General features: G+C 53.1%; 21 protein-coding genes. 16 read left to right on the top strand and 5 right to left on the bottom strand.

Annotation, left to right across the window (positions count from 1 at the left end):
• Positions 1–2: 2 nt before the first annotated feature.
• The gene (locus tag ACVB80_RS13615; RefSeq protein WP_481081831.1) at positions 3–2,339 is read right to left on the bottom strand and encodes a helicase-related protein; all 2,337 of its coding nucleotides are present in this window, start codon (positions 2,337–2,339) and stop codon (positions 3–5) included.
• Between the two features lie 142 nt (positions 2,340–2,481).
• Between ACVB80_RS13615 and ACVB80_RS13610 the strand changes: the two genes are divergently transcribed.
• The 3 genes from ACVB80_RS13610 to ACVB80_RS13600 all read left to right on the top strand — a co-directional run bounded on the left by ACVB80_RS13610 (position 2,482) and on the right by ACVB80_RS13600 (position 5,369).
• A complete protein-coding gene (locus ACVB80_RS13610; protein WP_481081830.1) occupies positions 2,482–4,176 on the top strand; it encodes an NAD-dependent malic enzyme in 1,695 nt (564 codons plus the stop codon).
• Between the two features lie 150 nt (positions 4,177–4,326).
• A complete protein-coding gene (locus tag ACVB80_RS13605; RefSeq protein ID WP_481081829.1) occupies positions 4,327–4,650 on the top strand; it encodes a DUF3392 domain-containing protein in 324 nt (107 codons plus the stop codon).
• On the top strand, positions 4,623–5,369 hold the full coding sequence (locus ACVB80_RS13600; RefSeq protein ID WP_481081857.1) for a SanA/YdcF family protein: 747 nt from the start codon (positions 4,623–4,625) through the stop codon (positions 5,367–5,369). Before ACVB80_RS13605 ends, ACVB80_RS13600 begins: the two co-directional genes overlap by 28 nt.
• Here ACVB80_RS13600 and ACVB80_RS13595 read toward each other — a convergent pair.
• Positions 5,347–6,669 carry a GGDEF domain-containing protein gene (locus tag ACVB80_RS13595; protein ID WP_481081828.1) on the bottom strand — a complete coding sequence of 441 codons (1,323 nt, stop codon included), beginning with the start codon at positions 6,667–6,669 and terminating at the stop codon, positions 5,347–5,349. The two genes, ACVB80_RS13600 and ACVB80_RS13595, sit on opposite strands and share 23 nt — an antisense overlap.
• A gap of 223 nt (positions 6,670–6,892) precedes the next feature.
• On the opposite strand from ACVB80_RS13595, the gene ACVB80_RS13590 reads away from it, so the two are divergent.
• The 5 genes from ACVB80_RS13590 (at position 6,893) to cydC (ending at position 14,404) form a co-directional block, all read left to right on the top strand.
• Positions 6,893–7,717 carry a DUF2797 domain-containing protein gene (locus ACVB80_RS13590; protein WP_481081827.1) on the top strand — a complete coding sequence of 275 codons (825 nt, stop codon included), beginning with the start codon at positions 6,893–6,895 and terminating at the stop codon, positions 7,715–7,717.
• 251 nt (positions 7,718–7,968) lie between these two features.
• A complete protein-coding gene (locus ACVB80_RS13585; RefSeq protein ID WP_481081826.1) occupies positions 7,969–9,663 on the top strand; it encodes a hypothetical protein in 1,695 nt (564 codons plus the stop codon).
• Positions 9,664–9,814: 151 nt separating this feature from the next.
• The gene (gene trxB / locus ACVB80_RS13580) at positions 9,815–10,765 is read left to right on the top strand and encodes a thioredoxin-disulfide reductase (protein WP_481081825.1); all 951 of its coding nucleotides are present in this window, start codon (positions 9,815–9,817) and stop codon (positions 10,763–10,765) included.
• 146 nt (positions 10,766–10,911) lie between these two features.
• Positions 10,912–12,690 carry a heme ABC transporter permease/ATP-binding protein CydD gene (gene cydD / locus ACVB80_RS13575; RefSeq protein WP_481081824.1) on the top strand — a complete coding sequence of 593 codons (1,779 nt, stop codon included), beginning with the start codon at positions 10,912–10,914 and terminating at the stop codon, positions 12,688–12,690.
• Positions 12,683–14,404 (top strand): heme ABC transporter ATP-binding protein/permease CydC, encoded by a 1,722-nt coding sequence (cydC, locus tag ACVB80_RS13570; RefSeq protein WP_481081823.1) that lies wholly within the window; start codon positions 12,683–12,685, stop codon positions 14,402–14,404. The genes cydD and cydC overlap by 8 nt, the downstream gene beginning before the upstream one ends.
• 115 nt (positions 14,405–14,519) lie before the next feature.
• Here cydC and serC read toward each other — a convergent pair whose 3' ends face one another.
• The gene (gene serC, locus ACVB80_RS13565; RefSeq protein WP_481081822.1) at positions 14,520–15,602 is read right to left on the bottom strand and encodes a 3-phosphoserine/phosphohydroxythreonine transaminase; all 1,083 of its coding nucleotides are present in this window, start codon (positions 15,600–15,602) and stop codon (positions 14,520–14,522) included.
• 120 nt (positions 15,603–15,722) lie between these two features.
• On the bottom strand, positions 15,723–16,982 hold the full coding sequence (locus ACVB80_RS13560) for a DUF945 family protein (protein WP_481081821.1): 1,260 nt from the start codon (positions 16,980–16,982) through the stop codon (positions 15,723–15,725).
• Positions 16,983–17,172: 190 nt separating this feature from the next.
• Here ACVB80_RS13560 and ACVB80_RS13555 point away from each other — a divergent pair, with 190 nt between their 5' ends.
• The 3 genes from ACVB80_RS13555 (at position 17,173) to ACVB80_RS13545 (ending at position 20,422) form a co-directional block, all read left to right on the top strand.
• Complete coding sequence (locus tag ACVB80_RS13555) at positions 17,173–19,137, top strand: ATP-binding protein (RefSeq protein WP_481081856.1); 1,965 nt, start codon at positions 17,173–17,175, stop codon at positions 19,135–19,137.
• A 4-nt stretch (positions 19,138–19,141) separates the two neighbouring features.
• Positions 19,142–19,639, top strand: coding sequence for a response regulator (locus tag ACVB80_RS13550; RefSeq protein ID WP_481081820.1), 498 nt, complete (start codon positions 19,142–19,144; stop codon positions 19,637–19,639).
• Between the two features lie 243 nt (positions 19,640–19,882).
• Positions 19,883–20,422: a hypothetical protein gene (locus tag ACVB80_RS13545; RefSeq protein WP_481081819.1), complete on the top strand. Its 540-nt coding sequence runs from the start codon at positions 19,883–19,885 to the stop codon at positions 20,420–20,422.
• A 57-nt stretch (positions 20,423–20,479) separates the two neighbouring features.
• On the opposite strand, the gene ACVB80_RS13540 is transcribed toward ACVB80_RS13545, so the two are convergent.
• Positions 20,480–21,058, bottom strand: coding sequence for a TfoX/Sxy family DNA transformation protein (locus ACVB80_RS13540; protein ID WP_481081818.1), 579 nt, complete (start codon positions 21,056–21,058; stop codon positions 20,480–20,482).
• A gap of 454 nt (positions 21,059–21,512) precedes the next feature.
• Between ACVB80_RS13540 and ACVB80_RS13535 the strand changes: the two genes are divergently transcribed.
• The 5 genes from ACVB80_RS13535 to ACVB80_RS13515 all read left to right on the top strand — a co-directional run bounded on the left by ACVB80_RS13535 (position 21,513) and on the right by ACVB80_RS13515 (position 26,948).
• Positions 21,513–22,436, top strand: coding sequence for an HDOD domain-containing protein (locus ACVB80_RS13535; RefSeq protein ID WP_481081817.1), 924 nt, complete (start codon positions 21,513–21,515; stop codon positions 22,434–22,436).
• Between the two features lie 133 nt (positions 22,437–22,569).
• Complete coding sequence (locus tag ACVB80_RS13530) at positions 22,570–23,472, top strand: LysO family transporter (protein WP_481081816.1); 903 nt, start codon at positions 22,570–22,572, stop codon at positions 23,470–23,472.
• A gap of 74 nt (positions 23,473–23,546) precedes the next feature.
• On the top strand, positions 23,547–24,059 hold the full coding sequence (locus tag ACVB80_RS13525) for a hypothetical protein (RefSeq protein ID WP_481081815.1): 513 nt from the start codon (positions 23,547–23,549) through the stop codon (positions 24,057–24,059).
• A gap of 95 nt (positions 24,060–24,154) precedes the next feature.
• Positions 24,155–25,801 (top strand): pyridoxal-dependent aspartate 1-decarboxylase PanP, encoded by a 1,647-nt coding sequence (gene panP, locus ACVB80_RS13520; protein WP_481081814.1) that lies wholly within the window; start codon positions 24,155–24,157, stop codon positions 25,799–25,801.
• Between the two features lie 292 nt (positions 25,802–26,093).
• On the top strand, positions 26,094–26,948 hold the full coding sequence (locus tag ACVB80_RS13515) for a MurR/RpiR family transcriptional regulator (RefSeq protein WP_481081813.1): 855 nt from the start codon (positions 26,094–26,096) through the stop codon (positions 26,946–26,948).
• The last annotated feature ends 29 nt before the right edge of the window (positions 26,949–26,977 follow it).

The raw sequence follows: 26,977 nt of genomic DNA, 5'->3' as shown, positions 1-26,977 counted from the left end.
GATCAGCGGATATCGATCACCCGGCTGGCTTTACGGTACTGCACCCGCCAGCCATTAAATCTTGGCAGCTCAATTCGCTTCGGGTCTTTTTTGCGAATGCCGGAATGATAAACAACATGCACCAGCTTCCGCTTCGGGAAATACTCCACATCCAGCACCAGCTCCCCAAGCCACAGCCGGGTTGGATAACGCTCATCAAACTCGCCGCGCTGCCAGTCCGGAATTCCGTCAAAGCCCATATCTTCGGGTGAAAACAGCTCCAGATCGTCAACTGACTCCACGCCCAGCGCTTCAAGTTGCGTGCCAAACCAGGACTCAAAGCTGAGCCCGGATTCCGGCTGCGTGCCATCTGCCATATCCAGCTCACAAAACAGCTTCCAGGCCGCAATATCCTGTTCCCGTTGCTCTGCAAATCCCGGCCAGACCTGGTTGCTTTTCACAGCCTGAACAAGAGCTGCGGTTCCGGTCACTTCGGCTTCACGGCTGGCAATCACCCGCCCGGCATAGACCAACTCCTCACGTGTTTTCAGGCCCTCATCATCACAGGCGGTGTCACTCAGCGTCCATTCTCCCAGCCCCAGGGACTCTATATCCGACAGCTTAAGCGGCACCATCACGCTCGCCAGGTTCAGGGTCTGCTTTACGCCACGTCCGGGCAAACTGTGCTGATCAAGCACCACTGCTGCTTCGGCTTTGTCAGTGAAACGGCTGTCCCGGCCCACATTCACCTCACTGATACCGTTCCCCAGTGCATCACGCCGCTTTGCCCTGCGCACGAACACCAGTTCCGGATGCAACCGGGCAATCTCCAGCGCCAGCTTTGACCGGTCAAACCGCGATGCCACGCTAAGCTGAGGCAAAGAGAGGGCTTCCCGCATTTGCGCGGCCAGTGCCCTGGCTTCCTGCAATACACCTGACTCCACCGTAAGCGCATCCGGCGCGTCTCCCCGGACCAGACGAACAAGCGTGACGGCATCACACCCTACAGATTCCCACTCATTGAGCTGCTCCCGTGCTTCTTCCCCTGACGGAAGACGATACATACGCGCCGGAACACAAAGCGCGGCGCTGAGATCCACCATGGCTTCCTGAAGTGCTTTACCCGGCAGACGGGTAAGAAGGTCGGCGTAAAGGGCATCAATCGGCAGCGGATAGAGCAGTTTTCCATGAGCGGTAATGCAGCCCTGCCCGTCAATGGCCTGCATGGTCTCAAGGGTTTTTCGCGCCGACAGCAGGGATTTCTCCGGCAAAGGATCCAGAAAACTGAGCGAGGCCAGCTCACTGCCACAGCTGGCTGAGGCGAGCATGGCTTCACACAGCTCCTCACGCTGAAGCTCTGGTGGGGTAACCGTTTCAAGCGCGGCGTGCTCGCCATACAGGCGAATACAGCTGCCGTCCTGCAGGCGTCCGGCCCGCCCGCTGCGCTGTCTGGCACTGGCTTTGGAGACAGAACGCAGCGCCAGCACAGTACGGCCATTTCGCTGCTGGGTACGCCGCTCCAGACCGCTGTCGATCACGACGCTGATGTTGGGAATGGTCAGGGATGTTTCGGCTACATTGGTCGCCAGCACAACTTTTTGCTGCGGCTGCTGATTCAGGGCCAAATCCCGTTCCCGGTCACTGACCGATGCATGCAGCGGGACGACAAGTACGCCGGCAGATTTGAGCGCAGACTGGCACTGCTGGATCTCTTTTTTACCCGGCAAAAACACCAGAATATCGCCACCGGTGCTTTCCAGCTGCTGCGATACTTCTGCCGCAATGCTCTGCTCAAGCCCGCGGGCATCCGGAAGATGGCGGCTGTCACGTGCCCGGTACGATACCGTCACATCAAAAAGCCGTCCTTCTGCGCGCAGCAGTTTAGCCCCGGTATAGTCACACAGGCGCTGCGCTTCCATCGTTGCGGAAGTCACAATCAGTCTGTGCTGGTCGTGTTTCAGAAGCAGCGCCAGCAACAGGTCGGTATCCCAGCGGCGTTCGTGGAACTCATCCACCATCACCACATCAAAGCTTTTGAGTTTGTCTTCCGCAAACCAGCGCAGCGCTACCCCCGGGGTGACAAACACCACCTGAGTGTTCTCATCATAGTGACTTTCAAGCTTAATCGCATAACCCACCTTCCCTCCCAGCGGGCTTTGGTCCTGCTCTGCAAGAAACCCGGCAAGCGATGTACAGGCAATCCGCCTTGGCTCAACCACCAGCACCCTGCCACAGGTACGTGCCCATAAAGGCAGGCAGGTGGATTTACCGCTGCCGGTGTCTGCTTCAATCACCAGATGAGAGTCAGGAAGCAACGCTGAAAAGCGGGCATGTATTTGTTCAATGGGCAAAGATGGCATGGCAGATGTTACGGAAGTTAACGGATAGTCAGGCCGGTATCATATCAACGCTGACCGCCGAAAGTGAATGATTCTGTTTCAAATTCCAATATGTTAATCTTAGCGACCAACCTTCTGTACTCCATACCGAACAGAGTTAACAATGAATAACGATAAACGCCCTTTATATATTCCCTACGCGGGCCCAGCCCTGCTCAGTACTCCCCTGCTTAACAAAGGCAGCGCTTTTTCAACCAAAGAACGTGTTTCCTTTAACCTTGAAGGACTGCTCCCTGAAACCACAGAAACCATTCAGGAGCAGGTAGAGCGCGCCTACCAGCAGTACTGTGGCTTTGACACCGATATGGACAAGCATATCTATCTGCGTAACATCCAGGACACCAACGAGACCCTGTTCTACCGCCTGGTGCAGAACCACATCAGCGAGATGATGCCGATCATCTACACCCCGACGGTGGGCGCTGCGTGTGAAAACTTCTCCAATATCTACCGCCGTGGACGCGGGCTGTTTATCTCTTACCCTAACCGTAACCGTATCGACGACCTGCTGAACAACGCCGCGACCCACAATGTGAAAGTTATCGTAGTTACCGACGGTGAGCGTATTCTTGGCCTGGGCGACCAGGGTATCGGCGGTATGGGCATTCCTATCGGTAAGCTGTCACTGTACACCGCCTGTGGCGGGATCAGCCCGGCTTATACTCTGCCAATCGTACTGGATGTGGGCACCAACAACCCGCAGCGTCTGGCTGACCCTATGTACATGGGCTGGCGCCATCCGCGTATATCCGGTGCAGAATACGACGCATTTGTGGAAGAGTTTATTCAGGCGGTTCAGCGCCGCTGGCCGGAAGCCCTGATCCAGTTTGAAGATTTTGCCCAGAAGAACGCCATGCCACTGCTTGAGCGTTACAAAGACCGTATCTGCTGCTTTAACGATGATATTCAGGGCACCGCTGCAGTAACCGTTGGCTCCCTGATGGCTGCCTGTCATGCGGCGGGCAGTAAACTGTCTGAGCAGCGCATAACCTTCCTTGGCGCAGGCTCTGCCGGTTGTGGTATCGCCGAAGCGATTATTGCCCAGATGGTGTCTGAAGGGATCAGCGATGCGCAGGCCCGCTCTCAGGTCTTCATGGTTGACCGTTGGGGACTGCTTGAAGAAGGCATGCAAAACCTGCTCGACTTCCAGAAACGTCTGGTACAGAAGAAATCAGTGACTGCAAAATGGACAGACGAAAGTGAAGAAGCGGGCTTCTCTCTGCTGGATGTGGTGAAAAACGCCAAACCAACCGTACTGATTGGGGTATCCGGTGCTCCTGGTCTGTTCAGCAAGGAAGTTATCCAGAGTATGCATCAGGGCTGTGAGCGCCCTATCATCTTCCCGCTTTCGAACCCAACCAGCCGGGTAGAAGCGACGCCGAATGACATCATCCGCTGGACCGACGGCAAAGCACTGGTCGCGACCGGCAGCCCGTTTGAACCAGTCGTTCATAACAGCGAGCGCTACCCGATTGCCCAGTGTAACAACAGTTATATCTTCCCGGGTATCGGTCTTGGCGTTCTGGCTGTTGGCGCTTCACGTGTTACCGATGAGATGCTGATGGAGTCAAGCCGTACCCTGGCACTGTGCTCACCACTGGCGAAAAACGGCAGTGGCGCGCTGCTTCCTCCACTGGAAGAGATCCACACCGTATCGAAGAAGATTGCTTTTGCCGTGGGCAAGAAAGCCATCGAACAGGGTGTGGCGCTGGAGATCACCGACGAAGCGCTGGAAACGGCTATCGAGCAGCACTTCTGGCAGCCGGTTTACCGTCGCTACAAACGCACTGCGTTCTAATCTCAGCCCTGAAAAACGTTCATATAATCGGCAACCAAACCCTGGTTGCCGTTTTTTTGCCTCTGGTTTGCAAAACTATGACTCAAAGCCCCGCCGGAGCTTTATTTTTACGTATGATACTGTTTTCCGAACTACTCTGGCTTTCTGTTTATGTTGTCGTTATTACAAGCTGCCGGTCATCAGCTTCATCCTTATCTGAGTGAAATCTCCACCGCGGTGATCGCCTGTGGCCTGGTGGTCTTTGGCGCCGATATCAACCGGATACTGAGACGTAACCTCAGTCAGTATCACTTTTTAATCCGCACCCTGGCATTCATTTTACTCAATGCCTTTGGCTACGGACTGCTGATTGTGAAGCTCAGTCCCTTTCTTGCTTCCGAGCTGCGTCAGGTTCCGCCACACTGGCTATCGACAGGCCTCCTGACCTGGTTTATCGTGACCGGGATCTGGGCACAAAAAAATCGTCAGGTATAACGAAGTTGAACGCATGTATGCAGGCATTTAAGTTTTTCCCTCTGCCACTGTTACGGCGGCTTGGTCTCTGGACCCTGGCCGGACTTCTGGCAGGCATCATGCTGCTGGCCGCTGCCGATCGCTGGATAAGCTGGCAGACCCGGGATCAAATCTACCACTCACAGGCAGCCCTGCCACCACACGATATTGCACTGGTCCCCGGAACCAGCAAGTACATCGGCAGAATTCTCAACACTTATTATGTGCAGCGGATCAAAGCCGCTATTGAGCTGTACCAAAATGGACAGGTGCGCTACTTCCTGCTCAGCGGAGACAATGCCCACCGCTCATACAATGAGCCCTGGACCATGAAGCGGGATTTGCTGAAAGAAGGCATTCCGGAAGAAGCGATTCACCTGGACTACGCAGGATTTCGCACCCTGGACTCGGTGATCCGGGCGCGGGAGATTTTTGATGCCAATGACTTTTTGATTATCACTCAGGAATTTCATTGTGAGCGGGCGCTGTATATCGCCAACCACAATGACATCAACGCCGTTTGCCTTGCAGTACCTGGCCCAACGGGCAGCGCCGGTCTTTATGTCCGGCTGAGGGAAGTGCTGGCAAGAGCCAAAGCCCTGCTCGATGTGCATGTGATAGATAAAGGCCCGAGATTCCTTGGACCCAAAGAACCAATTGCGGCAGAAACGCCGGAACCTATGCCTGCCGGCCAGGACTGATTTCTACCCGGTCACGCCCGTTTTGCTTGGCGGCATACAGGGCTTCATCGGCGCGGGCGATGGTCTCGGTAGTCCGCTCATTGCCCATCTCAGCCACGCCGGCGCTGCAGGTCAGGGTTTCCCCGTGCATCCAGATATGGCGGCGAACCTGCAATACGATCCGCTGGGCTTTCTCACTCGCCTCTTCCAGGTCAGTTCCCGGACAGAACACAATGAACTCTTCCCCGCCCCAGCGAACCAGGTGATCCGACTCCTCAATTGCCGATGATACGATCAGCACAAACTCTTTGAGAATGTCATCCCCGACGGTGTGGCCAAAGGTATCATTCACGTGTTTGAAGAAATCAATATCGAGATAAATCACTGACAGCGGCATCTGCCTGCCACGGCACAGCCGGGTTTGCTCTGCCAGCCAGTCACGGACATTATGACGGTTTCGGGCTCCGGTCAGGGCGTCCCGCTCCGCCATCTGGGCAAACTGGGTATTCTCCAGCCGAAGTTTCTTATTGACGCTCTGCAGATGCTGATGACGAAGTTGTGCCTGACGGGCCTGCTCCCTCACCCTGTGATTCTCTGCTATCACATAGCTGACACCAAGCAACAGCCAGAAAAACAGCAGACCGAGTAACAGCTTTTCACCATCCACATAACTGCCTTCCAGGCGGATGCTTTTAATGATGATGTCATGCTTGCCGGGTTTGGCTCCCGAACCGGTCGCCAGCTCAAATGCAATTACGTTACTGCGCTCAGGGCCGGCATGCTGGATAGGAATATTCAGGTCTGCCAGCCACCAGGTCATCACCTGGAAATTATCCAGCGGGATGGCGACTTCACCCTGGTCTGTACCCGGCGTGTATTCCAGCCCGTTGTATTTCACCGTATACGCGTTCTCTTCACTGGAATAGGCCGGATTGAAGTTACGCATATAAAGGCGCAAACGGGCTGCCGGGTCTTCGTTATGATAATCCAGGTCAAGATAAACGGTATGGTACTGAGAGAGATCCAGCCCTTTGGTACGGTCACTGCTGAGAAACAGCGAAAGCGAACAATAAGGCCAGGGGTAATCACTTTCTTTCAGTTCACAGGAAACGCGGGCCCCCTCGCCTTCGGCAATAAACTCTGACGTACTGTTGCCTTTATGGTAGCGATCATCCACCACTTCATAATCATATAAGCCGGGATCCAGGTAGAGACTTTTCTCGGCACCAAACAGATAGTACACCGCGACGATCACCATCGTCAGCGTGACAAGGGTGGTCACCACCTTTTGAATTGGGCTCAGTATTAACTCGTTTTTCATCCGGACCTGTGACGACTTATAAAACACTCAGTTAGTTAAATTATATACGTCGGCTCACCGCCCGCCCGCGATTTTTCATTGCTTTATGACGCACTACGCGATTTGCGATGCCAAGTGGTTATTTTTTGTAATCCGGCACCCCTTCGCCGCCATAGCCAAACCCTGGCGGGGGCAGTACACTGTCGCCATTATATAAAATCAAAACAACACAGTGAGTAAAGTTATGTCACATTCAGTCAACGGGACCCTTCGCAAGCTCATCGGAGGTCCGGGTGAACAGGTAGACTACAGTCTGCCTGTTGGGGAAGAAAAGGTTTCGCTGTCACCGCTTATTGGCAAACCAATCAAACTGACCTTCAGTGGCAACATCTACTGCTGCTCATGCGGAAAGAAAACCAAAAAGAGTTATTCCCAGGGCCACTGCTTCGTCTGCATGAAAAAACTCGCCAGCTGCGATATGTGCATCATGAAACCGGAAACCTGTCACTATGATGAGGGAACCTGCCGCGAGCCGGAATGGGGCGAGCAGAACTGTATGACTGATCACTATGTCTACCTGTCCAACACCTCCGGGCTGAAAGTGGGCATCACCCGCCACAGCCAGATCCCGACCCGCTGGATTGATCAGGGTGCGACTCAGGCATTGCCGATCATCCGCGTCAGTACCCGTCAGCTGTCCGGCCTTATCGAAGTTGAACTGGCCAAACACATCGCCGACAAAACAAACTGGCGCGCCCTGCTGAAAGGCGACAACGAGCCGATGGATCTGGCCGCTCAGTATCAGGCCCTTAAACCGGTTATCGAACCGGTGGTTGCACGGCTGCAACAACAGTACCCGGCAGAGTCCATCGAGCTGCTGGATGAAAGTACGGTGAGCCTGTCTTATCCGGTCACCCGCCATCCGGTTAAAATCGTGTCACACAACTTTGATAAAGAGCCGGTGGTCAGCGGGATCCTCGAGGGAATTAAGGGCCAGTACCTGCTGCTCGACACCGGTGTTATCAACATCCGTAAGTTCACCTCCTACGAAGTAACCTGCGAATACTGACCGGAAGGCGACAGAAGTTTGTTTTATAAAAGAGCCAGTTAGCCCTTACTGCGCGTCATTAAAGCGAGTCTTCTCAGTATAAAGTACTGCATCATGAATGCTGCCCAGCCTCCGGGCAGCATTTTCACCGGTTTCATCAAATGTGAGCCAGTTCCTGCCCACATAAATTCATTATATTTATCACTCGCAACATCTCCTCAGGCAGGTATACTCACCTGGTAACATACCAATAAGTTTCAAGGAGTTGGCAAGTGAATAAAATGCTTGTAGCTGCAGGTGCTGTAGCGATCGGTGCGGGTGGATACCTTTTTGTCCAGAATCAGGCAAAACAGGACGACATAAATATACTCAGCCAGATCCCGGCTGACAGTGTGGCAGTTTCAGTTCAGTTTGAGCCTCTGGGGCTGGATTACTACACAGCAACGTCTGCGCAGGCACCGACGAAGGAAGAGCTGCTGATGATGCTCGAGTCCGACCCTGCCACACATACCGCAAGGGAAGCATTTTTCTTTGGCCTGTATCAGGCCTGGTTTGAGAGTGTGAATGATAAAGCCCTGCTGCAGCAAAACTTTGGCCTGGGCGAGAAATCCCTGTCTGCATTTTATACCGTCGGTGCCGTGCCGGTGTTTAAACTGGAACTGGCCAATCCTGCGGCCTTTATGGCAACCCTGGATAAACTGGAAGCCGAGCATCAGTTCGCGCACAGGGCTGGCACCGAAGGGCAGATCAGCTACCGAGCATACCCGCTTGCTGAGTCTGAAAATGGCGTTGAAGCCGAGCTGGTGATCGCTGCCAAAGATAACTGGCTGACCGTGACATTCAACGTCACTCAGTTTGCTGAGAACAACGGTCTGGAAGTTGCGCTGGGCGCCAAAGCGCCACAGGCTCCGCTCTCAGCCACCACTACCATGGCTGATCTGCAGAAGAAATACCCTGGCGTAACCAGTTCAACCGCCGGCTACTTTGACTTTGAGCAACTGGCAAAAGGCCTGACAACCGCAGACGGCAATCTGCTGGCACGTCAGTTAAGCTCTGTGATGACCATTGAACTTGACACGATGAGACACGGTACCTGTCCGTCTGAAATCCAGGGCATCGCGGCCAACTGGCCCCGCCTGATCTGGGGCGGAAAGTTTGGCACCAATGGTTCCATTGAAGCCAAGATGGTGATGGAGAGTAATAACACTGCCATCCTGACCGCGCTTCAGGCCATGCGTGGCTTCCTGGCCGGTGGTGAAGCCCTGTCAGACGCCGCCCTGTCATTTGGTCTGGGGCTGGACATTAATAACCTTGCCCCGTCCATGGCACAAATCGTGTCAGACCTTGGCAGCGTACGTTACCAGTGTCCGTTGCTGGCAGGCACCCAGGCCGAAATGCTGCAAAATAACCCGGCAGCGATGGCCGGTATGGCCGCCGGATTTGTCAACGGATTTAAAGGCCTGAGCTTCAGCCTGTTTGACTACCAGCTGGACCAGACCGAGTACAGCGAAGAGCTGACCAAACTCGATGGCGCCGTTATCCTGAGTGCAGACAACCCGCAAATGCTGGTGCAAAGCGCTGCCATGATGGTGCCGGAGCTGAGCCAGATCCAGATCCCAACAGACGGCACGCCTGTTGCCCTGCCCCAGCAACTGAGTGACTCTGTGGGCGATACAGGCCCGTTCTACGCTTCGATGAAAGGTAACCATCTGGCCGTCTACGTGGGCGAGAAAAGCCAGAAGTTTGCTGCTGGCATGCTGGACAAGCCACTGGAAACCAATGGCCTGGTCAGCATGACCATGGACTACCAGAAGCTGTTTACCCCTGTCATTAACGCCATGCAACGCCAGGGCGAGCCGGTACCACCACAGATGCAGGGCCTGCTTGATCTGCCATACAGCCTGGACTTCAGCTACGACATCGACAAGAACGGGGTGGTTGTCGATTACACCCTCAACGTCAAATAACTTTCCGGAGCGGCCTTTGTGCCGCTCTTTCTTTATTCCTTCCCGCAATTATATTTAATAACCATTTGATCACTCACTAACACTTTTTTTTCACTGCAAAAGTCGTACAATCGCCTGACGATATATAAAAAGAATCCTCAATGGAGCCCTCATGAGTGAAGTTAAGCATTGTAACCTTTTAATCCTGGGTTCCGGCCCGGCCGGATACACCGCAGCGGTCTACGCCGCACGCGCGAACCTGAATCCGGTACTGGTCACCGGAATGCAGCAGGGTGGTCAGCTCACCACCACCACCGAAGTAGAAAACTGGCCTGGTGACGCCCATGGTCTGACCGGTCCTGCGCTGATGGAGCGTATGAAAGAACACGCTGAGCGTTTTGAAACCGAGATCGTGTTTGACCACATCAACGAAGTCGACTTCAGCGAACGCCCGTTTAAGCTTAAAGGTGACAGCCAGCAGTACACCTGTGACGCACTGATCATCTCAACCGGCGCATCAGCCAAATACCTGGGTCTGGAATCAGAAGAAGCATTTAAGGGCCGCGGCGTATCCGCCTGCGCTACCTGTGACGGTTTCTTCTACCGCAACCAGAAAGTGGCAGTGATTGGTGGTGGTAACACCGCAGTTGAAGAAGCACTGTACCTGTCTAACATCGCGTCTGAAGTTCATCTGGTACACCGCCGCACCGGTTTCCGCGCAGAAAAAATCCTTCTGAAACGTCTGATGGATAAAGTGGAAAACGGCAATATTATCCTGCACACCGACCGAACCCTGGACGAAGTGCTGGGTGATGACATGGGTGTAACCGGTGTACGCCTGAAAGACACCAACTCAGACGCGACCGAGCAGCTGGACGTAATGGGTGTATTTGTTGCAATCGGTCACCAGCCAAATACCGGTCTGTTTGAAGGCCAGCTGGAGATGAACAACGGCTACATTCTGGTGAAGTCGGGCCTGGAAGGCAACGCGACCCAGACCAGCATCGAAGGTATCTTCGCAGCCGGTGACGTAATGGACCACAACTACCGCCAGGCGATCACCTCAGCCGGTACCGGTTGTATGGCGGCGCTGGATGCAGAGCGTTACCTGGACAACCTGTAAGCAGCTGCACTGCTGATAATCATTACGGCAGATAAAACCTTAGAGACCGGCGGTATTCCCGCCGGTTTTTTTTAGGTAGAATCAGGCTTCTAAATAGAAATAAATACCGCTATCAGCGGTAAATAATTACGATTAAGCCTTCATTCATGGATAAGAAAAAACAACGCACCCTGAACAAGTGGTTGCGGCAACAGAGTAAGCTGGCCTCGCGCTGGCTGATCATCGCCGTCAGCCTTGGCGTCTTGTCGGGTGTTTTTCTGCTGGCACAAGCCGCTCTCCTCGCCTCCATACTGCATCAGCTTATTATCGAGCAGGCAGACAAATACGAACTGCTGCCCCACTTTGGCGGGCTGGCCCTCTCGGTCGCCGGCCGCGCCGTGTGTAACTGGGGTCGTGAAGTCGCCGGCTACCGCTGTGGGGAACAGATCCGGGTATATATCCGCCAGCTGATCCTCGACAAGCTGGCCGAACTGGGACCGGCGCACATCAAAGGCAAACCCGCCGGCGCATGGGCGACCCTGCTGCTTGAACAGGTTGAGGATATGCAGGACTTTTTTGCCCGCTATATGCCTCAGATGTCGCTGGCGGTACTTATCCCGTTTATCATTCTGGTGGTGGTGTTTCCCACCAACTGGGCTGCGGGTCTTATCTTTCTGCTGACCGCGCCACTGGTGCCGCTGTTTATGGCCCTGGTGGGGATGAAAGCGTCTGATGCTAACCGACGCAACTTTAAAGCACTGCAGCGCCTGTCCGGCCATTTCTATGACCGTCTTCAGTCAATGACGACCATTCGCCTGTTTGACCGTACTGATGCCGAGCTGGAAACTATGCGCGGTGCCTCTGAAGTGTTCCGCTCGCGTACCATGGAAGTACTGCGGGTAGCGTTTCTCTCTTCCGCGGTACTGGAGTTTTTTACTTCCCTCTCCATTGCGATTACCGCGGTTTACTTCGGTTTCAGCTATATCGGGGAGCTCAATTTTGGTTACTACGGCACCGGAATTACCCTGTTTGCCGGCCTGATGATCCTGATCCTGGCGCCGGAGTTCTACCAGCCACTGCGCGATCTGGGCACCTTTTACCACGCCAAGGCGCAGGCTGTGGGCGCTGCTGAAAGCATCGTGCATTTTCTGGAAACCCCGTCTGAACAGGCACACAAAGGGGATAAGCCGCTGCCAGGCAAGACCGTTTACATTGAGGCCCATGAGCTGGAGATTTTCAGCACCCAGGGCACCCTGCTGGCAGGCCCGCTGAGCTTTACTATCGAAAACGGTCAGGCATGTGCACTGGTTGGCCCGAGCGGCGCGGGTAAAACCACCCTGGTCAACGCCCTTCTCGGCTTTTTACCCTATCAGGGCTCGCTCAAAATCAATGGCGTTGAACTCAAAGAGCTCAGCCTTTCAGACTGGCGCTCCCACATCAGCTGGGTAGGTCAGAATCCGCTGCTGTTGCACGGCTCCATCCGCGACAACCTGACGCTGGGCAAACAGCAAGTCAGTGATCAGGCGTTGCGCCCTGTGCTTGAAGCCTCATTTGCTGCAGAGTTTGTCGACCAGCACGGCCTGGACTACCAGGTCAGCGACCGTTCCAAAGGCCTGTCTGTTGGTCAGGCCCAGCGTATCGCCCTCGCCCGTGCCATGATCCAAAACGGCGATTTCTGGGTGCTTGACGAACCAACCGCCAGCCTGGATGCACGCAGTGAAAAACTGGTGATGCAGGGGCTGAAATCCGCAACAGAGGGCTCAACAACCCTGATGATCACCCACCAGCTCGACAGCCTGCGTGAAGCCACGCAAATCCTGGTACTGGCGGACGGAAAACTTCTCCAGAGCGGAGACTATCACTCGCTGGCCTCACAGCCTGGCATGTTTGCCGATATGCTGGCCGCAAGACAGGCAGAGCAACCGGAGGGCGATCTTGATGCGTGATTTACTGCCATTTCTGAAACTGTATAAAAAGCACTGGTTTGGTCTGAGCCTGGGTATGTTTCTGGCCTTTGCTACCCTGTTTGCTTCCATCGGCCTGCTGACCCTGTCCGGCTGGTTTATTGCTGCCTCTTCGGTGGCAGGGCTGACCATCGCACGTGAAACCTTTAACTACATGCTGCCGGGCGCGTTTGTGCGCGGCTTTGCCATGGGCCGTACCGCTGGTCGCTGGGGTGAGCGCGTGGTCAGCCACGATGCAACATTCCGCCTGCTGACCGAGCTGCGGGTATTCTTCTTCAAAAAGCTGACGCCCCTCATCCCGGGCCGGGTCGCCAATCTTCGTGATGCCGATATCCTCAACCGGCTGGTGGCGGATGTGGATGCCATGGACCACGTGTACCTGCGCCTTATCAGCCCGGTTGTGGTCGCCCTGCTGGGTATCGCATCCCTGACGGCGTTTTTATGCTGGTTTGATACCACCCTTGGCCTGACCCTTGGCGGGATACTGCTTACCCTTGCGCTGCTGTGGCCGGTACTGTTCTACAAACTGGGGAAAAACAACGGCCAGGCACTGACACAGCACAAAGCCAGCCTGCGCATTACCGCAATGGACTGGCTGCAGGGCCACGCCGAGCTGGTGCTGTTTGGTGTTGAGCCGCAATACCGTGACCAGATCGAACACAACCAGACCCGCCTCAACCGTAACCAGTACGTCCATGCCCACATTACCGGCCTGGCCAACGCCCTGCTGATGCTGGCGAGTGGCTGGGCACTGGTGCTGATGCTCTGGCTGGCTGCCGACGGCGTCGGTGGTAATCAGCCCGACCCGCTGATTGCCCTGATTGCTTTTGCCACCATGGCGAGCTTTGAAATGCTGATGCCGGTAGCGGGTGCATTCCAGTATCTGGGACAAACCCTGACTTCCGCACGCAGACTGAACCAGATTGTTCAGGCAGAACCGGACGTGCGCTTCCCTGAGCAAAACAGTAGCGAATGCCAGCACTTTGGCCTTGGCATTCAGAACGTGAACTTCACCTACCCCGATGGCGGTGAACAGGTTCTCAGCGACATCAGCCTGGAAGTGAAACCAGGTGAGAAACTGGCGATACTGGGCCAGACCGGCTCAGGTAAATCTACCCTGCTGCAACTGCTGACCCGAAGCTGGGACCCGGACCAGGGCAGCATACAGATCGGCGGACGTACACTGACTGACTGGTGTGAGCGCGACCTGCGCCGCAGTATCTCGGTGATCAGCCAGAGGGTTGACGTGCTCAACGGCTCGCTGCGTGAAAACCTGCTGCTGGCCGCGCCAAAAGCGGAAGACGATTTCCTGATTGACGTCCTGTGCAAAGTCGGACTGGAAAAACTGCTGGAGGCACCCGGGCTGGATACCTGGCTTGGCGAAGGCGGCCGACAGCTTTCCGGTGGTGAGCGCCGCCGTATCGGCATCGCCCGCGCCCTGCTGCACGATGCACCGATCGTTTTGATGGATGAGCCAACCGAAGGACTGGATAAAGCCACCGAGCGTCAGATCATCGCCCTGCTGGAAGAGCACAACGAGGGTAAAACCGTGGTTTATATTACCCACCGTCTGGTCGGGCTGGAGTCCATGGATCAAATCTGCCTGCTCGACCAGGGCCGGATTGATGAGCTGGGCTCTCACAACGGGCTGATGGCTAAACAGGGACGCTACCACCAGCTGTGGCAAACACTCTGACTTGTGGAAAACACTCTCGTTTAACAGTCGTTTCGTACAAAACAAAGGGCCCCTCATCGTGAGGGGCCCTTCTTCTTTGTTCTCGTTATCCCGCTTCGCGTGATCTGTTGATCTCTTACGCGTATTCCTGCTCAAAGCGGCGCATAAAGTCTGTCAGCGCCTGCACGCCTTCCAGCGGCATCGCGTTATAGATAGAGGCACGCATACCACCCACAGCACGGTGGCCTTTCAGAGCCTTGAGACCCGCTTTATCAGCCAGCTCCAGGAATGTCGCGTCCAGTTCCGGCTTAGCCAGCTGGAACGGCACGTTCATGCGTGAACGGTTATCCGGGTGAACGTTGTTGCGGTAGAAGTCTGACTGATCGATATAACCGTACAGCAGATCCGCCTTTTGCTTGTTCACGGCCTCAACCGCTTCAACGCCGCCCTGCTGCTTAAGCCATTTAAACACCAGACCAGACAGGTACCAGGCAAATGTCGGCGGCGTGTTAAACATCGACTCTTTCTCCGCCAGCACTTTGTAGCTCAGTACGCTAGGCAGCGCTTCTGCGGCAAGGTCTAACAGGTCGTCACGTACGATAGCAATTGCAATACCGGCCGGGCCGATATTTTTTTGTGCGCCTGCGTAAATCACCCCGTAGCGGGAAACGTCAATACGGCGGGACAGAATCGTTGAAGACATGTCCGCAACGATCGGTTTATCCGTTTCAGGCAGTTCGCTGATCTCAATGCCATCAATAGTTTCATTCGGGCAGAAATGCACATAAGCGGCATTTTCACTGAGTTTCCACTCAGATGCAGGCATAACTGCGATTTTTCCATCTTTTTCACATTTGGCGTCCACCACGTTCGGCTGACAGTATTTGCGTGCTTCTTTGATGGCGCTCTCCGCCCAGTAACCGGCATCGACGTAGTCTGCGCTTTGAGCTGAACCCAGCAGGTTCATTGGCACTGCAGCAAACTGTGCACGGGCACCGCCCTGGCAAAACAGCACTTTATAATTGTCCGGAATTTCGAGCAAATCTCGCAGATCCTGCTCTGCTTCTTCCGCAACCTGGATGAATTCTTTACTGCGGTGGCTGATCTCCATCACGGACGTTCCCAGGCCGTTCCAGTTGATTAGTTCAGCCTGTGCCTTTTCCATGACAGCTTTAGGCAGTGCGGCGGGTCCGGCACTGAAATTAAAGATCGGTTCCATGATGAGTTCTGCTCCTGCTATAAACAACAAAGATAACTTAATAGCATGTTTTGCAAAGCGACAAAAGCGAAAAAAGAGGTCTTACGACCTCTTTATCTGACTAAACGCTGTTTTTAAACATTACCTTCCGCCAAGCAGCAGGGGCATTAACAGAACCCATACCGGCAGCTGCTTTCCGGTTTCAAACGTGATAATGCCATTGTTCACCTCACCGGCCAGCACATAGTTATCACCCTCCACTTTTACCAGTTCCTGGATGATAAGCTCGTCTACCTGCTGGCGAAGCGCCGGATTGGCATCAAGCAGCGACTGCTGAGTGGACATACTCAGATGGCCCTGAATATTATTCACCGCCGCGGTAGGGTTGGTAGCAAACGCTTCGGTGCCAGGCGTCAGCTCCAGGCGGATTTCCCCTTTCAGGCTGCCTTCTGGCGAGTCCAGGCTGACATCGTCCAGACTGAACTTCAGGCCATCTTTGATGAGAGTTTCCAGCAGCGGAACCGCTTTATCCGCTTCTTCCTTACTCAGTTCGCTTCCCTTACGGTAAGCCTCCATCACGCCGGAAAGGGCATCAAAGTTCACGTCATTAAGCGAAAGCGCAACAGCCAGACGGTCAAACTGCTGCCCGCCAATGACACTGTTACCCGTGTTAAATACCTGGCTGGCGCTGATCTTCAGCTGGTCATCACTTTTGTGTGCTGCGATGCGGTAGCTCAAATCATTCATGGCAAAGACTTCATCGCCGCCAGCGTCATTAAGGGCAATCTTTTCCATCGACAGCTTTTGCTCGCCGAGCCAGAAGCTGCCGGCCTGCTCACCCTCACCACTCAGGGTAAAGTTTTTCATCACGAAGTTATCACCACTGGCAAACTCAATCGTGACTGAAGGCAGGGAGAAGTCCAGTGCAGAGCTGCCGCTCAGGGCAATATTACCGCTGGCACTGTAATCACTGAAGGTCACGCTGCCGCCACTGGTATCGGTCAGGGATACCGGCATGCCGCCCAGCTCAAAACGGGTATCGCCATTAAGCGATGTGGTGGTAGTCACCAGCAGTTTTATTTTCTGGTCATCGAGGCGGGTCAGCCCTTTCACTGAAAACAGGCCGTGCTCAATCTGATGCTCAAACAAATACTCTGTCGCGACTCCATCGGCTTCCAGTTGCGCCTTAATTTCCGGGTCTGTCACCTGGATTCGGGTTACCGCACTGGCAGACAGGTAACTGCGATTATACTCAAGGACTTCGGCTTTAAACTGGTCACCGGACAGATTCTCCACTCCGTCAGTCAGTACATTTTGCGCGATCTGGCCAACAGCCAGTGGCCAGCATGCAGCCAGCGCGACCAGTCCGCCTCCGGCAGCCCATTTTTTAAGTTGATGCATCGTATGCTCTTAACGTCTTATCACAAAGCGTTCAGTCTACCCCAAGTTGTCCGGGCTGAAAACTTTGAGATAAATCAGTATTTTTGAACCTGGCCCCGTCAAAATCACATAACTTTACTTATCTCTCATCATGGTTAACGGTTTGTTGCTAAAGTGGTTTCATTCCGATGTAAAAGTGGTAAATCCCAACGTGAATCAGTACGCCATATTATTTATCGACAATGACCTGAAAAGTGTCGAACAACTGCGAAGTGAGCTTGCGGGCCTGGCTTCGCGTTTTGATATATACGGCGCAGACTCCATAGAAGAAGCCGACCAGAATCTGCAATTTATCGAAGATGAACAGCAGACCGTCGCGCTGGTCATCGCCTGTGACAGCCCGGTTATTCAGGGTGCTGAGTACCTGGTTGAACTCGACAAACGCGCACATACCCGCAATGCACGTAAAATCCTGCTCAGTAATGGCCACGATATCGATTCTATTCTGGCCGCGGTCAACGAAGGCCGCCTCGACCACTGTATTACCAAACCCTTTAAGGATGGAACCGTCCATAAATCAGCCGTTAAAGAGCTGACAAATTATGTAATAGACCAGGAGAGCGAAGATCTGCTCACCTACAGCCACGTACTGGATCAGAACCGAATCCTGCGCGCCCACATCGACAGCCGGATGCGCTCCTACCGGGCCGGCTTTATCAATGATACCCACGATCTGAGCGACGCCGAACTGGCCGAACAGGTGATCGGCTCGCTGCATAAGTTTTTTGAAACCAAAGACGAAACCCGTGCGATTCGCTGTTACTCCCCGGATCACCTGCTGACCCGCGAAGGCGAGCCTAACGAGTTTTTATGGTTTATCACCAAGGGCCAGGTCGCGCTGTACAAAAAAGATGATCTTGGCATTCAGCGTGAAGTGGTCCGCCACTCCAAAGGTAACATTGTCGGCGGCATGTCGTTTGTCAGTGGCGAGCACTCGTTCTCGACCGCCCTGACCCTGACCAAAACCGAAGTAATCAAGCTTGACCGTAAAGTCTTCTCCCAGGTGATGCACTCCAACACGGAGTTGTTGCCGCTGTTTACTAACCTGCTGCTGCGTCACTTTAACCGCCGCCTTCAGCGTTCTATCAATACCAAGCTCGAGCTGCAAAAAACCCTGGAGTCACTGGAAATCGCGCATCAGCAGCTTATCGAAAGAGAAAAAATGGCTATTCTGGGCCAGCTGGTTGCCGGTGTGGCACATGAACTGAACAACCCTATCGCTGCGATATTACGTGGGGCAGAAACCCTGACCAACAAAATCAGTGCCCTGACCAGCGGGCGCGAAGACAACCTGGTGGCTCAAATCGGCAAAAACATACTGACTGAATCACTCGAATCCCGGCCGATGTCTACCGCCGAAATCCGTGCCCAGTCCAAACAGCTGGCTGAACAGGTTGGCGATCGCAATGTGGCCAAAAAGCTGGTGCAGTTCAACCTGCACCAGGATCCGGCCTCCATGCAGAAACTGCTCAGCAGCAGCAGCGATATTCAGGCCGATATCCGTCAGCTCGATGATTATCACCTGGCCGGTACCACACTGCGTTCTATTCAGGTTTGCGCCAAACGGATCGCCGATATGGTGAAAGGCCTGAAAGGCTATGCCCGTCAGGACGATGAAACCTGGCACGAAGCCGATATTCACGAGGGTCTGGAAGACACCCTGGTGATTTTTGAGAACAAACTCAAGCGTCATACCGTCACTAAACACTATGAAGAACTGCCACCGCTGCGCTGCCTGCCTATCGCACTGCAGCAGGTCTGGACCAACCTGATCTCCAACGCCATTGATGCCTTCCCGGAAAAAGGTGAACTGGAAGTCAGCACCGCCCTGACCGAAAAAGACGACCGAAAAGTGATCAAAGTCGCGGTGAAAGACAACGGCCACGGCGTCCCCAAAGAGATTCAGCACAACATCTTTGAGCTCAACTACACCACCAAGCGCGAAGGAAACTTTGGCCTGGGTATCGGCCTTTCGGTCTGTCTGCAAATTGTCCATCAGCACAACGGCTGGATAGACGTTGACTCTGATGGTGAGAGCTTTACTGAAATGTGCGTTTATCTGCCACTGGAACACACACCCTCACAGGGTGCTGCCTTAACGGAAAATAAGGAATAACACCATGAAAAAATACCTGATTTTATGTGTCGATGACGAGCGCGAAGTGCTCGACAGCGTAACCCACGACCTGGAGTCCTTCGAAGAGTATTTCGTGGTGGAAGCCGCCGAATCGGTCAGCGAAGCACGGGAAGTGATCGCAGAAATGGCCGATGAAGACATTCCGCTGGCCCTGATCCTGTGCGACCACATCATGCCCGAGCAAACCGGGATCAGCTACCTGATTGAACTGAGCCTGGATCCGCAAACCCTGCCCGCCCGCAAACTGCTGCTGACCGGCCAGGCCGGACTGGAAGACACCGTCGAAGCGGTCAACCACGCCTGCCTGAACTTCTTTATGTCCAAACCGTGGAAAGGTGATGAACTGGTCAGGGTGGTCACCGATCAACTGACCACCTATATGATTGATAATGAGAAAGATCTCATGCCATGGGGACGCATTCTGGATACGGAACGCATCTTCTGCGCCCTGGCAGACCGTCGCGGCCAGTTTGGAGAATAGTGAAAACGAGAATCGGGAACCAACTCCCCCAGGACCTAGGACCTAGGACCTGGGACCTGGGACCTGGGACCTGGGACCTGGGACGCCCGATTCTCCCCGTAATTTGCTAAAAATCTTATTTTTTACATCTTTTTTAATGATTCCTGGATTCAATGCTTTATTATGTGGGCTGTTAAATTAAGGACCCCGGTGTCCAGTGCCTGCGGCCTGGCCAACGAAAATTACTATAGGTTTGTTTTTACTATGCGCAAAACTCTTTTAACTATCGGTTTGATTGCGGCTTCATCTGCTGCGGTAGCAAATGACAAAGAAGACGTGGTAATGAGTAACTTCAGCTACGATTACGCTGAAGCTCGTATCGGTGCAAGCCCGATGACTTTTGGTGGCGGTTTCAGCAAATCTATCCACCCTAATGCTCACATGATCGCAACTCTGGACTCCAAGTTTAAGAGCGATTTTGACCTGGCTGCCGGTTTTGGCTTCCACGCCCCTGTAAACAACTGGGCAGACGTAACCGGTGAAATGCTGTTCCGTGCGGTAGACGACTCAAACCAGAGCACTCAGACCGGTATGCAGATCAACCTGGGTGTGCGCCAGTGGCTTGGTCCACAGCTGGAAGTTGGTGGTAAAGCCGGTTACATCTCTATCAAGCACAAAGAAGAGTTCACTGGCTCTGTGTACGCCCGTTTCCACTCTACCGAGCTGTTCTCTCTGGGTATCGAAGGTATCCTGAACGACTTCTACGGCGATCACATGATGATGACGGCACGTTTCAAATTCTGATAACGTCCGGGCAATAAAAAAGGTTCACCGCGGTGAACCTTTTTTTATAACCAACAATTACAATGACTCAAGCAGTTCCTGCTGCTGATGCTCCTGGATCAGTTTCCAGTGACACCCTCTTGCCGCACCGGCAAACTTCCACAACAGACGGATATCTACTTCACTTCCGTAGGTATCACGCACACGCTTGAATACATCGACCGGGCCAAGACGCAGGAATGTGCTTACGTCATCGATACCGGATTTCTTAACCATACGCTCCAGCGTCAGCTGCATATTAGGCAGGTCACGCAGGCGGCGATTTTCTTTTGACTGCTGGAACGCACGCTGCTGCTTGGAAAAGTTAATCGACTGCTGGATCATGCTGGCCAGATCCGGGTGCTCTGCATCAAACAACTCAGTTACATCGTAGTAATTAACTGTTGCTGTTGTCTGCTTCTTAACGTGCTTGTACTTTTCACACTCAAGCTCATTGAACTTTTTATCCAGATTTCCGCCACCACGAACGAAAATAATCTGATCGGTGAGAAGTGCAAACATAGCGCCATCCTTGAACAGCCCTACCCCGCCAAACATTGAACGTTTCTGATATTTACCAAACTGCTTAACGTAATCGAAGAACAATTGCTCCCTCATGTTCCATCTCCTTAAACTTATGTGTTAACCCCCCGATCAATACACAAGCGCCATAGCGGCATAGAGAATGCCGGTACGTTTACCGGACTTAATTTTGCCCCGACCCCTGACCGTTTTCCTTCTTACTGAGGAGTATGGCATCAGGTTAACCAGGCTATGTCGTGTTGATAATTCAGATAAAATCCCTTTCAATCGACATGGGTTAATCATACTTAATTCCTCAAATTAAGTGGCGACTTTGGTCACAACTCATTGCTTTTACCGCACGCAAAATGATGCCCTGGTTCACATCCCGAATGAAAAGATATGAAACTGATATAAAGACTGCTAACACACTCGAAAAATCAAAGTTCATTATCATAAATGTCAGTTACTTTTTTTACGTCGCATTTTGTTGCTAAATACTGAAAATTACAGTTAAACTCATATCAGTACTTGCTGATAGTGAAAGCTAATGAATCACCTGTCTTTTTATTGGTTACCTGATAATAACCAACTGCTGTTAAAGGGTCTGGAAAGTGAGTTTGCCCAACTGGTCGAACAGTCGGTCAGTACCGGCAAAATCAACCTTCCACCTATACCCGACGTCGTTCTCAGGATTCAGAAGCTTTGTGGTGAAGAATCTACCGGCGTGACAGACATCGCTGAATGCCTGCTCGAAGATCCGGGGCTGGCCGCTGTGGTGATCCGCGTGGCTAACTCTGTGGTGTTTAACCGACGCAATATTACCTGCACCGACATTAATACTGCCGTTTCGCGGCTTGGGATCCTGCGCGTGCGGGACATTGTAACGGCCCAGGCGGTTGAGCAGCTCAAACATACCGTCAACCTAAAACGGGAATGCAATCAAATCCTTATCAACAGCGCAGCGACTTCACGTAAGCTGGGCGCGGCAATGGTCATGGTTACCAACCGCTACCGTGCTTATGGGGAAGATCAGCGCTTTGACTACCTCGAACCCGATAAAGCACTGCTGACCGGCCTGCTGGCTGACATTGGCCTGTTTTGCCTGGTCAATGAGTATCACCTCTATCTGGATAACGGCAACTACCTGGACTACGACCTGGCATTGCAGATCTTCCAGTCGCGCTGCCCGGTCACCAGCCAGCTGGTACTGCAGCAGTGGGGATTTGATCAGGATTTTGTTGAAGTTGCTACCAACCAGGCCACGGGCCCGAACCATCATCTGGTCTCCTACCTGGAAATCGCCCGTATGGCCAATCATCTGCTGCTGTTTCGCAATGAGGATGACGCCATCGACGAACACGATGTTGAGTTCGACGTGATTGGCGCTGAAGTGCTCTACGAACTCAGCACCATGAGTGACCATGAGTTTGAATCTGAGCTGAACAATATTCTCAACGCGACCGCGTTTTAAAGCAGACCGTAATCCCGGAGCCGGCATTATCTGCCGGCTTCTTTTTATCCCCTCTTCTCCCCTGACCCTCTTGAATTTCTGTTTATAAAAACAGAGTATTAGTGGCTGGATAAGTCGTTATCAGGGAACCGATATGTACACAGGGATGCTTTATATTTTTTTGCCGCTGGTCGTGGGCTATTTACTGCCTTTTTCGTCTGAGCGCTACCTCCATATCGTTTCACGTGCGACCCACTACCTTATCTATGCGATCCTGTTTCTGATGGGCCTGAGCCTGGCCTCGCTCGATAACCTTGGCAGCAACCTCAAAGACCTGACCAGCTATACCATGACGTTCTTTATTGCTATAGGGGTTGCAAATCTCGCCGTCCTGCCACTCATCGACCGCGCAATGCCGCTTGAAACCCGCAGCCAGGGTAAACAACTGCCGCTGAGCGCGATGATGATGGAGTCGCTCAAACTGATCCTGGTGGTTGGCGGCGGGCTGGTATTCGGTCTGCTCATTCCCCTCGATTACTCCAATACCGACACCTGGAGCGAATACATTCTTCTGATACTTCTGCTGCTGATTGGCATTTCACTGCGCAACAGCGGCCTGACCCTGAAACAGATCCTGGTCAATAAGCACGGCATGCTGATCGCTGTTGCAATTATTACGACTTCCTGGCTTGGCGGTCTTTTGGCTGCCTGGCTGCTGGACCTGCCGTTTTCCCAGGGACTGGCCATGGCATCCGGCTTTGGCTGGTATTCACTGGCAGGCATTTTGATTGGAGATGCATACGGGCCAGTATTTGGTGGCGCATCGTTTCTGCTGGAGCTGGCCCGCGAACTGGTGGCACTTGCCTTTATTCCCATGCTGATCGCCCGTATGCCATGTACGGCCATCGGCTATGCCGGTGCCACTGCAATGGACTTCACTCTGCCGGTGATCCAGTCCAGCGGCGGCGTACGCTGTGTGCCGATAGCCATTGTCAGTGGCTTTATTCTCAGCCTGCTGGTACCGGTTTTTATCCTGTTTTTCGTTTCTCTCTCATAAGTTGCGGCAAAAGTCGTTGATAAGTGATAACAAGTTATTAAAATAAACACAAAATAACGACAAAAGGAATTAACATGAAGCGTGTCATGTCAGCCCTTCTTCTGGCCGGTTTCTGCTCTTCCGCTTTCGCCGCAGACAAACAGTGTCAGCAGGGTAAATACGATGCTTATATTGATGCTTCGCTAAACTGGTACGGCGAACTGGTTACTATTACCACCGAAAAGAATCCGGAGCTTAAAGAGGTCGGAGAATGGTTTCTTACCGGACGGAAAAACCATTTTGAGCTTAACCGGGAAGCGGTTCACTATTACCTTGAACACGAACCGGCCCGGGTCAACACCAGTAACCCGGTAGAAAGCTGGCTTCAGCTAGAACAGCACGATATTAAAGCTTTAACCGGGCGTGAAGATAAACTTGGTGAGCTGGCAAGAGCGTCGTTCTCTGACCGCCAGGCAAAACGTCATCCTAAAAACTACGACCTTCGCACCGCGTTTGCTGATCTACTCAGCCATCCAAAGCAGATTAATGCAGCCCTGAGCCGGTATAACGACGCCGTGACAAAAATAGCCGAAACCCAATGCCCCTGATACGGCCTGAAAAGTGGGTTTGCATAATTAAAACGGGACTTTGCTCCCGTTTTCGTTTAGATTGACGCGCCTGTGTTACCAAAGAAGTACTGAGTATGGTTACTGATAACAAAATCGCGGATGTGAGCTTTGAAAGTCTGCTGAAGATTTTTACCGTACCCGAAGCGCCACACTCGACTCTTGCCCAAATTGAACAAGAGCTCTCCCAAAATCTGAATCAGTTTCTGCGCGAACATATCGTGGCAGAAGAGAAACCACTGTGGGAAATCGAGAAGAATTTCTCCAATCCTTATATCCCTGAGCAGCCGGAGTTTGTTTCCGAACATACCCAGCATCTGCTCGACAATCTGGTTTCTCACTCAGTACACACTTCTGCACCCAGCTTTATCGGTCACATGACCTCGGCACTGCCCTATTTCCTGATGCCGCTGTCCAAGATCATGATCGCACTCAACCAAAACCTGGTGAAAATCGAGACCTCCAAAGCCTTTACCCCGCTTGAGCGTCAGGTACTTGGCATGCTGCACGGTCTTATCTACCAGCGTGAGCCTGAATTTTACGACACCTGGATGCACAGTGCTGAGCACTCGCTGGGGGCATTTTGCTCTGGCGGCACCATTGCCAACATTACCGCCCTTTGGGTAGCACGCAACAACGCCCTGAAAGCCGACGGTGACTTTGCCGGTATCGGCAAGGAAGGCCTGTTCCGTGCGATGCAGCATTACGGCTACCAGGGACTGGCGGTACTGGTCTCAGAACGCGGGCACTACTCGCTGAAAAAAGCCGCTGATGTGCTCGGTATCGGCCGTGACAGCCTGATAGCGATCAAAACCGACGACAACAACCGCATTTGCCCACAGGCGCTGCAGGCAAAAATTGACGAGCTGAAAGCACAAAACATTAAGCCATTTGCCATTATCGGCGTGGCAGGCACCACAGAAACCGGCACCATTGACCCGCTGGAAGCCATTGCTGACATCGCGCAAAAAGAAGATTGCCACTTCCACGTTGACGCAGCCTGGGGTGGTGCCACCCTGATGTCTGAACGTTTCCGTCCGCTGCTGAAAGGCATCGAACTGGCGGACTCGGTTACCATTGACGCCCATAAGCAACTCTATATTCCTATGGGTGCGGGTATGGTGCTGTTTAAAGATCCGGGCGCCATGTCTGTGATTGAACATCACGCCGAATACATCCTGCGTAAAGGCTCAAAAGATCTCGGCAGCCACACCCTGGAAGGCTCCCGCTCCGGTATGGCGATGCTGGTTTATGCTGCTATGCACATTATCAGCCGTCCGGGTTACGAGCTGCTTATCAACCAGAGTATCGATAAAGCCACCTACTTTGCCCGCCTTATTAAAGAGCAGGATGACTTCGAACTGGTATCAGAGCCTGAACTGTGTCTGCTGACCTACCGCTACGTACCGGCAGTGACCAAAAAAGCGCTGAAGAAAGCCAGCCCTGAGCAGCGCGATGCCCTGTATGCCAAACTCAATGAACTGACCGCACAGATCCAGAAAACTCAGCGCGAAAACGGCAAGACTTTCGTCTCCCGTACCCGTCTGACACCGGCCCATTACCATCACCAGGCGACTGTCGTTTTCCGTGTGGTTCTGGCCAACCCGCTGACCACTCCGGAGATCCTGCAGGCCGTACTGAAAGAGCAGCGTGAAATCGCCTGTGGTTGTCAGCCACTTCTGCAGGAAATCATCACTCTCAGTGAGCAAATCTGCGCTGGTTAAAGTTTCAGGAATGTAAATTTATTCCGCCGCTGTAACTGAAATTTCAGTTGCAGCGCCAGTGTATGTAACCGATTGCGGCTTTTTTGCTCAATTCCTTACAGATTATGTAACTTTGTTTGAGGCCTGTCATATTCTCGACATTTTATTTCAGGATTTCATGGCTTTTACTAAATCTATTGAAGCGCTTGGTTTATACTCGGCTGAAAGCGACCAGTCTTTTTGGGTTTCGCCTTTTGCGATTCCGTGAGTTGTGCTGGTCTTAACAGATGTTCTGAACGCCCTCGTGAACACTATGAATACATTAGAAAAAATACAGAAGAACCTGGAAAACTTCAGTAAGTCAGAGCGTAAGGTTGCTGAGGTCATCATGGCTTCTCCGCAAACCGCGATCCACTCCAGTATCGCGACTCTGGCAAAAATGGCCGACGTAAGTGAGCCTACTGTTAACCGTTTCTGTCGTCGCCTTGACACCAAAGGCTTCCCGGACTTTAAACTGCACCTGGCACAAAGCCTGGCGAATGGCACCCCTTACGTTAACCGTAACGTTGAGGAAGATGACTCGCCGGAGGCCTACACCCATAAGATTTTCGAATCGACCATGGCGTGTCTGGACGTAGCCAAAAACAGCCTCGACTCCATGCAGGTGAACCGTGCGGTTGATCTGCTGACACAGGCAAAACGCATCTCATTCTTTGGCCTTGGCGCCTCCTCCGCCGTGGCAAAAGATGCACAAAACAAGTTCATCCGCTTTAACATCCCTATCGCCTGTTTTGACGATATTGTGATGCAGCGCATGAGCTGTATTAACTGTACCGACAACGATGTGATCGTACTGATCTCACACACCGGCCGCACCAAGAGCCTGGTCGAGATCGCAAACCTGGCGCGTGAAAACGGCGCAACGGTTATCGCGATTACCGCCAAAGATTCTCCGCTGGACCGTGCGTCCTCGTTGTCTATCTCTCTGGACGTACCGGAAGACACCGACGTGTACATGCCAATGGCAAGCCGCGTGGTGCAAATGACGGTTATCGACGTACTTGCTACAGGCTTTACCCTGCGCCGCGGTACCGGTTTCCGCGAGAACCTTAAGCGGGTGAAAGAAGCGCTGAAAGACTCGCGCTACGATAAAATCACACACTTCTGATTGAAAACGGGGCTTCCGCCCCGTTTTTT

This window comes from Vibrio sp. 9-16B-A1 (genome assembly GCF_056726165.1).
The sequence above is the reverse complement of the archived record's forward strand: the minus strand, read 5'-3'. Positions and strand labels throughout refer to the sequence as shown.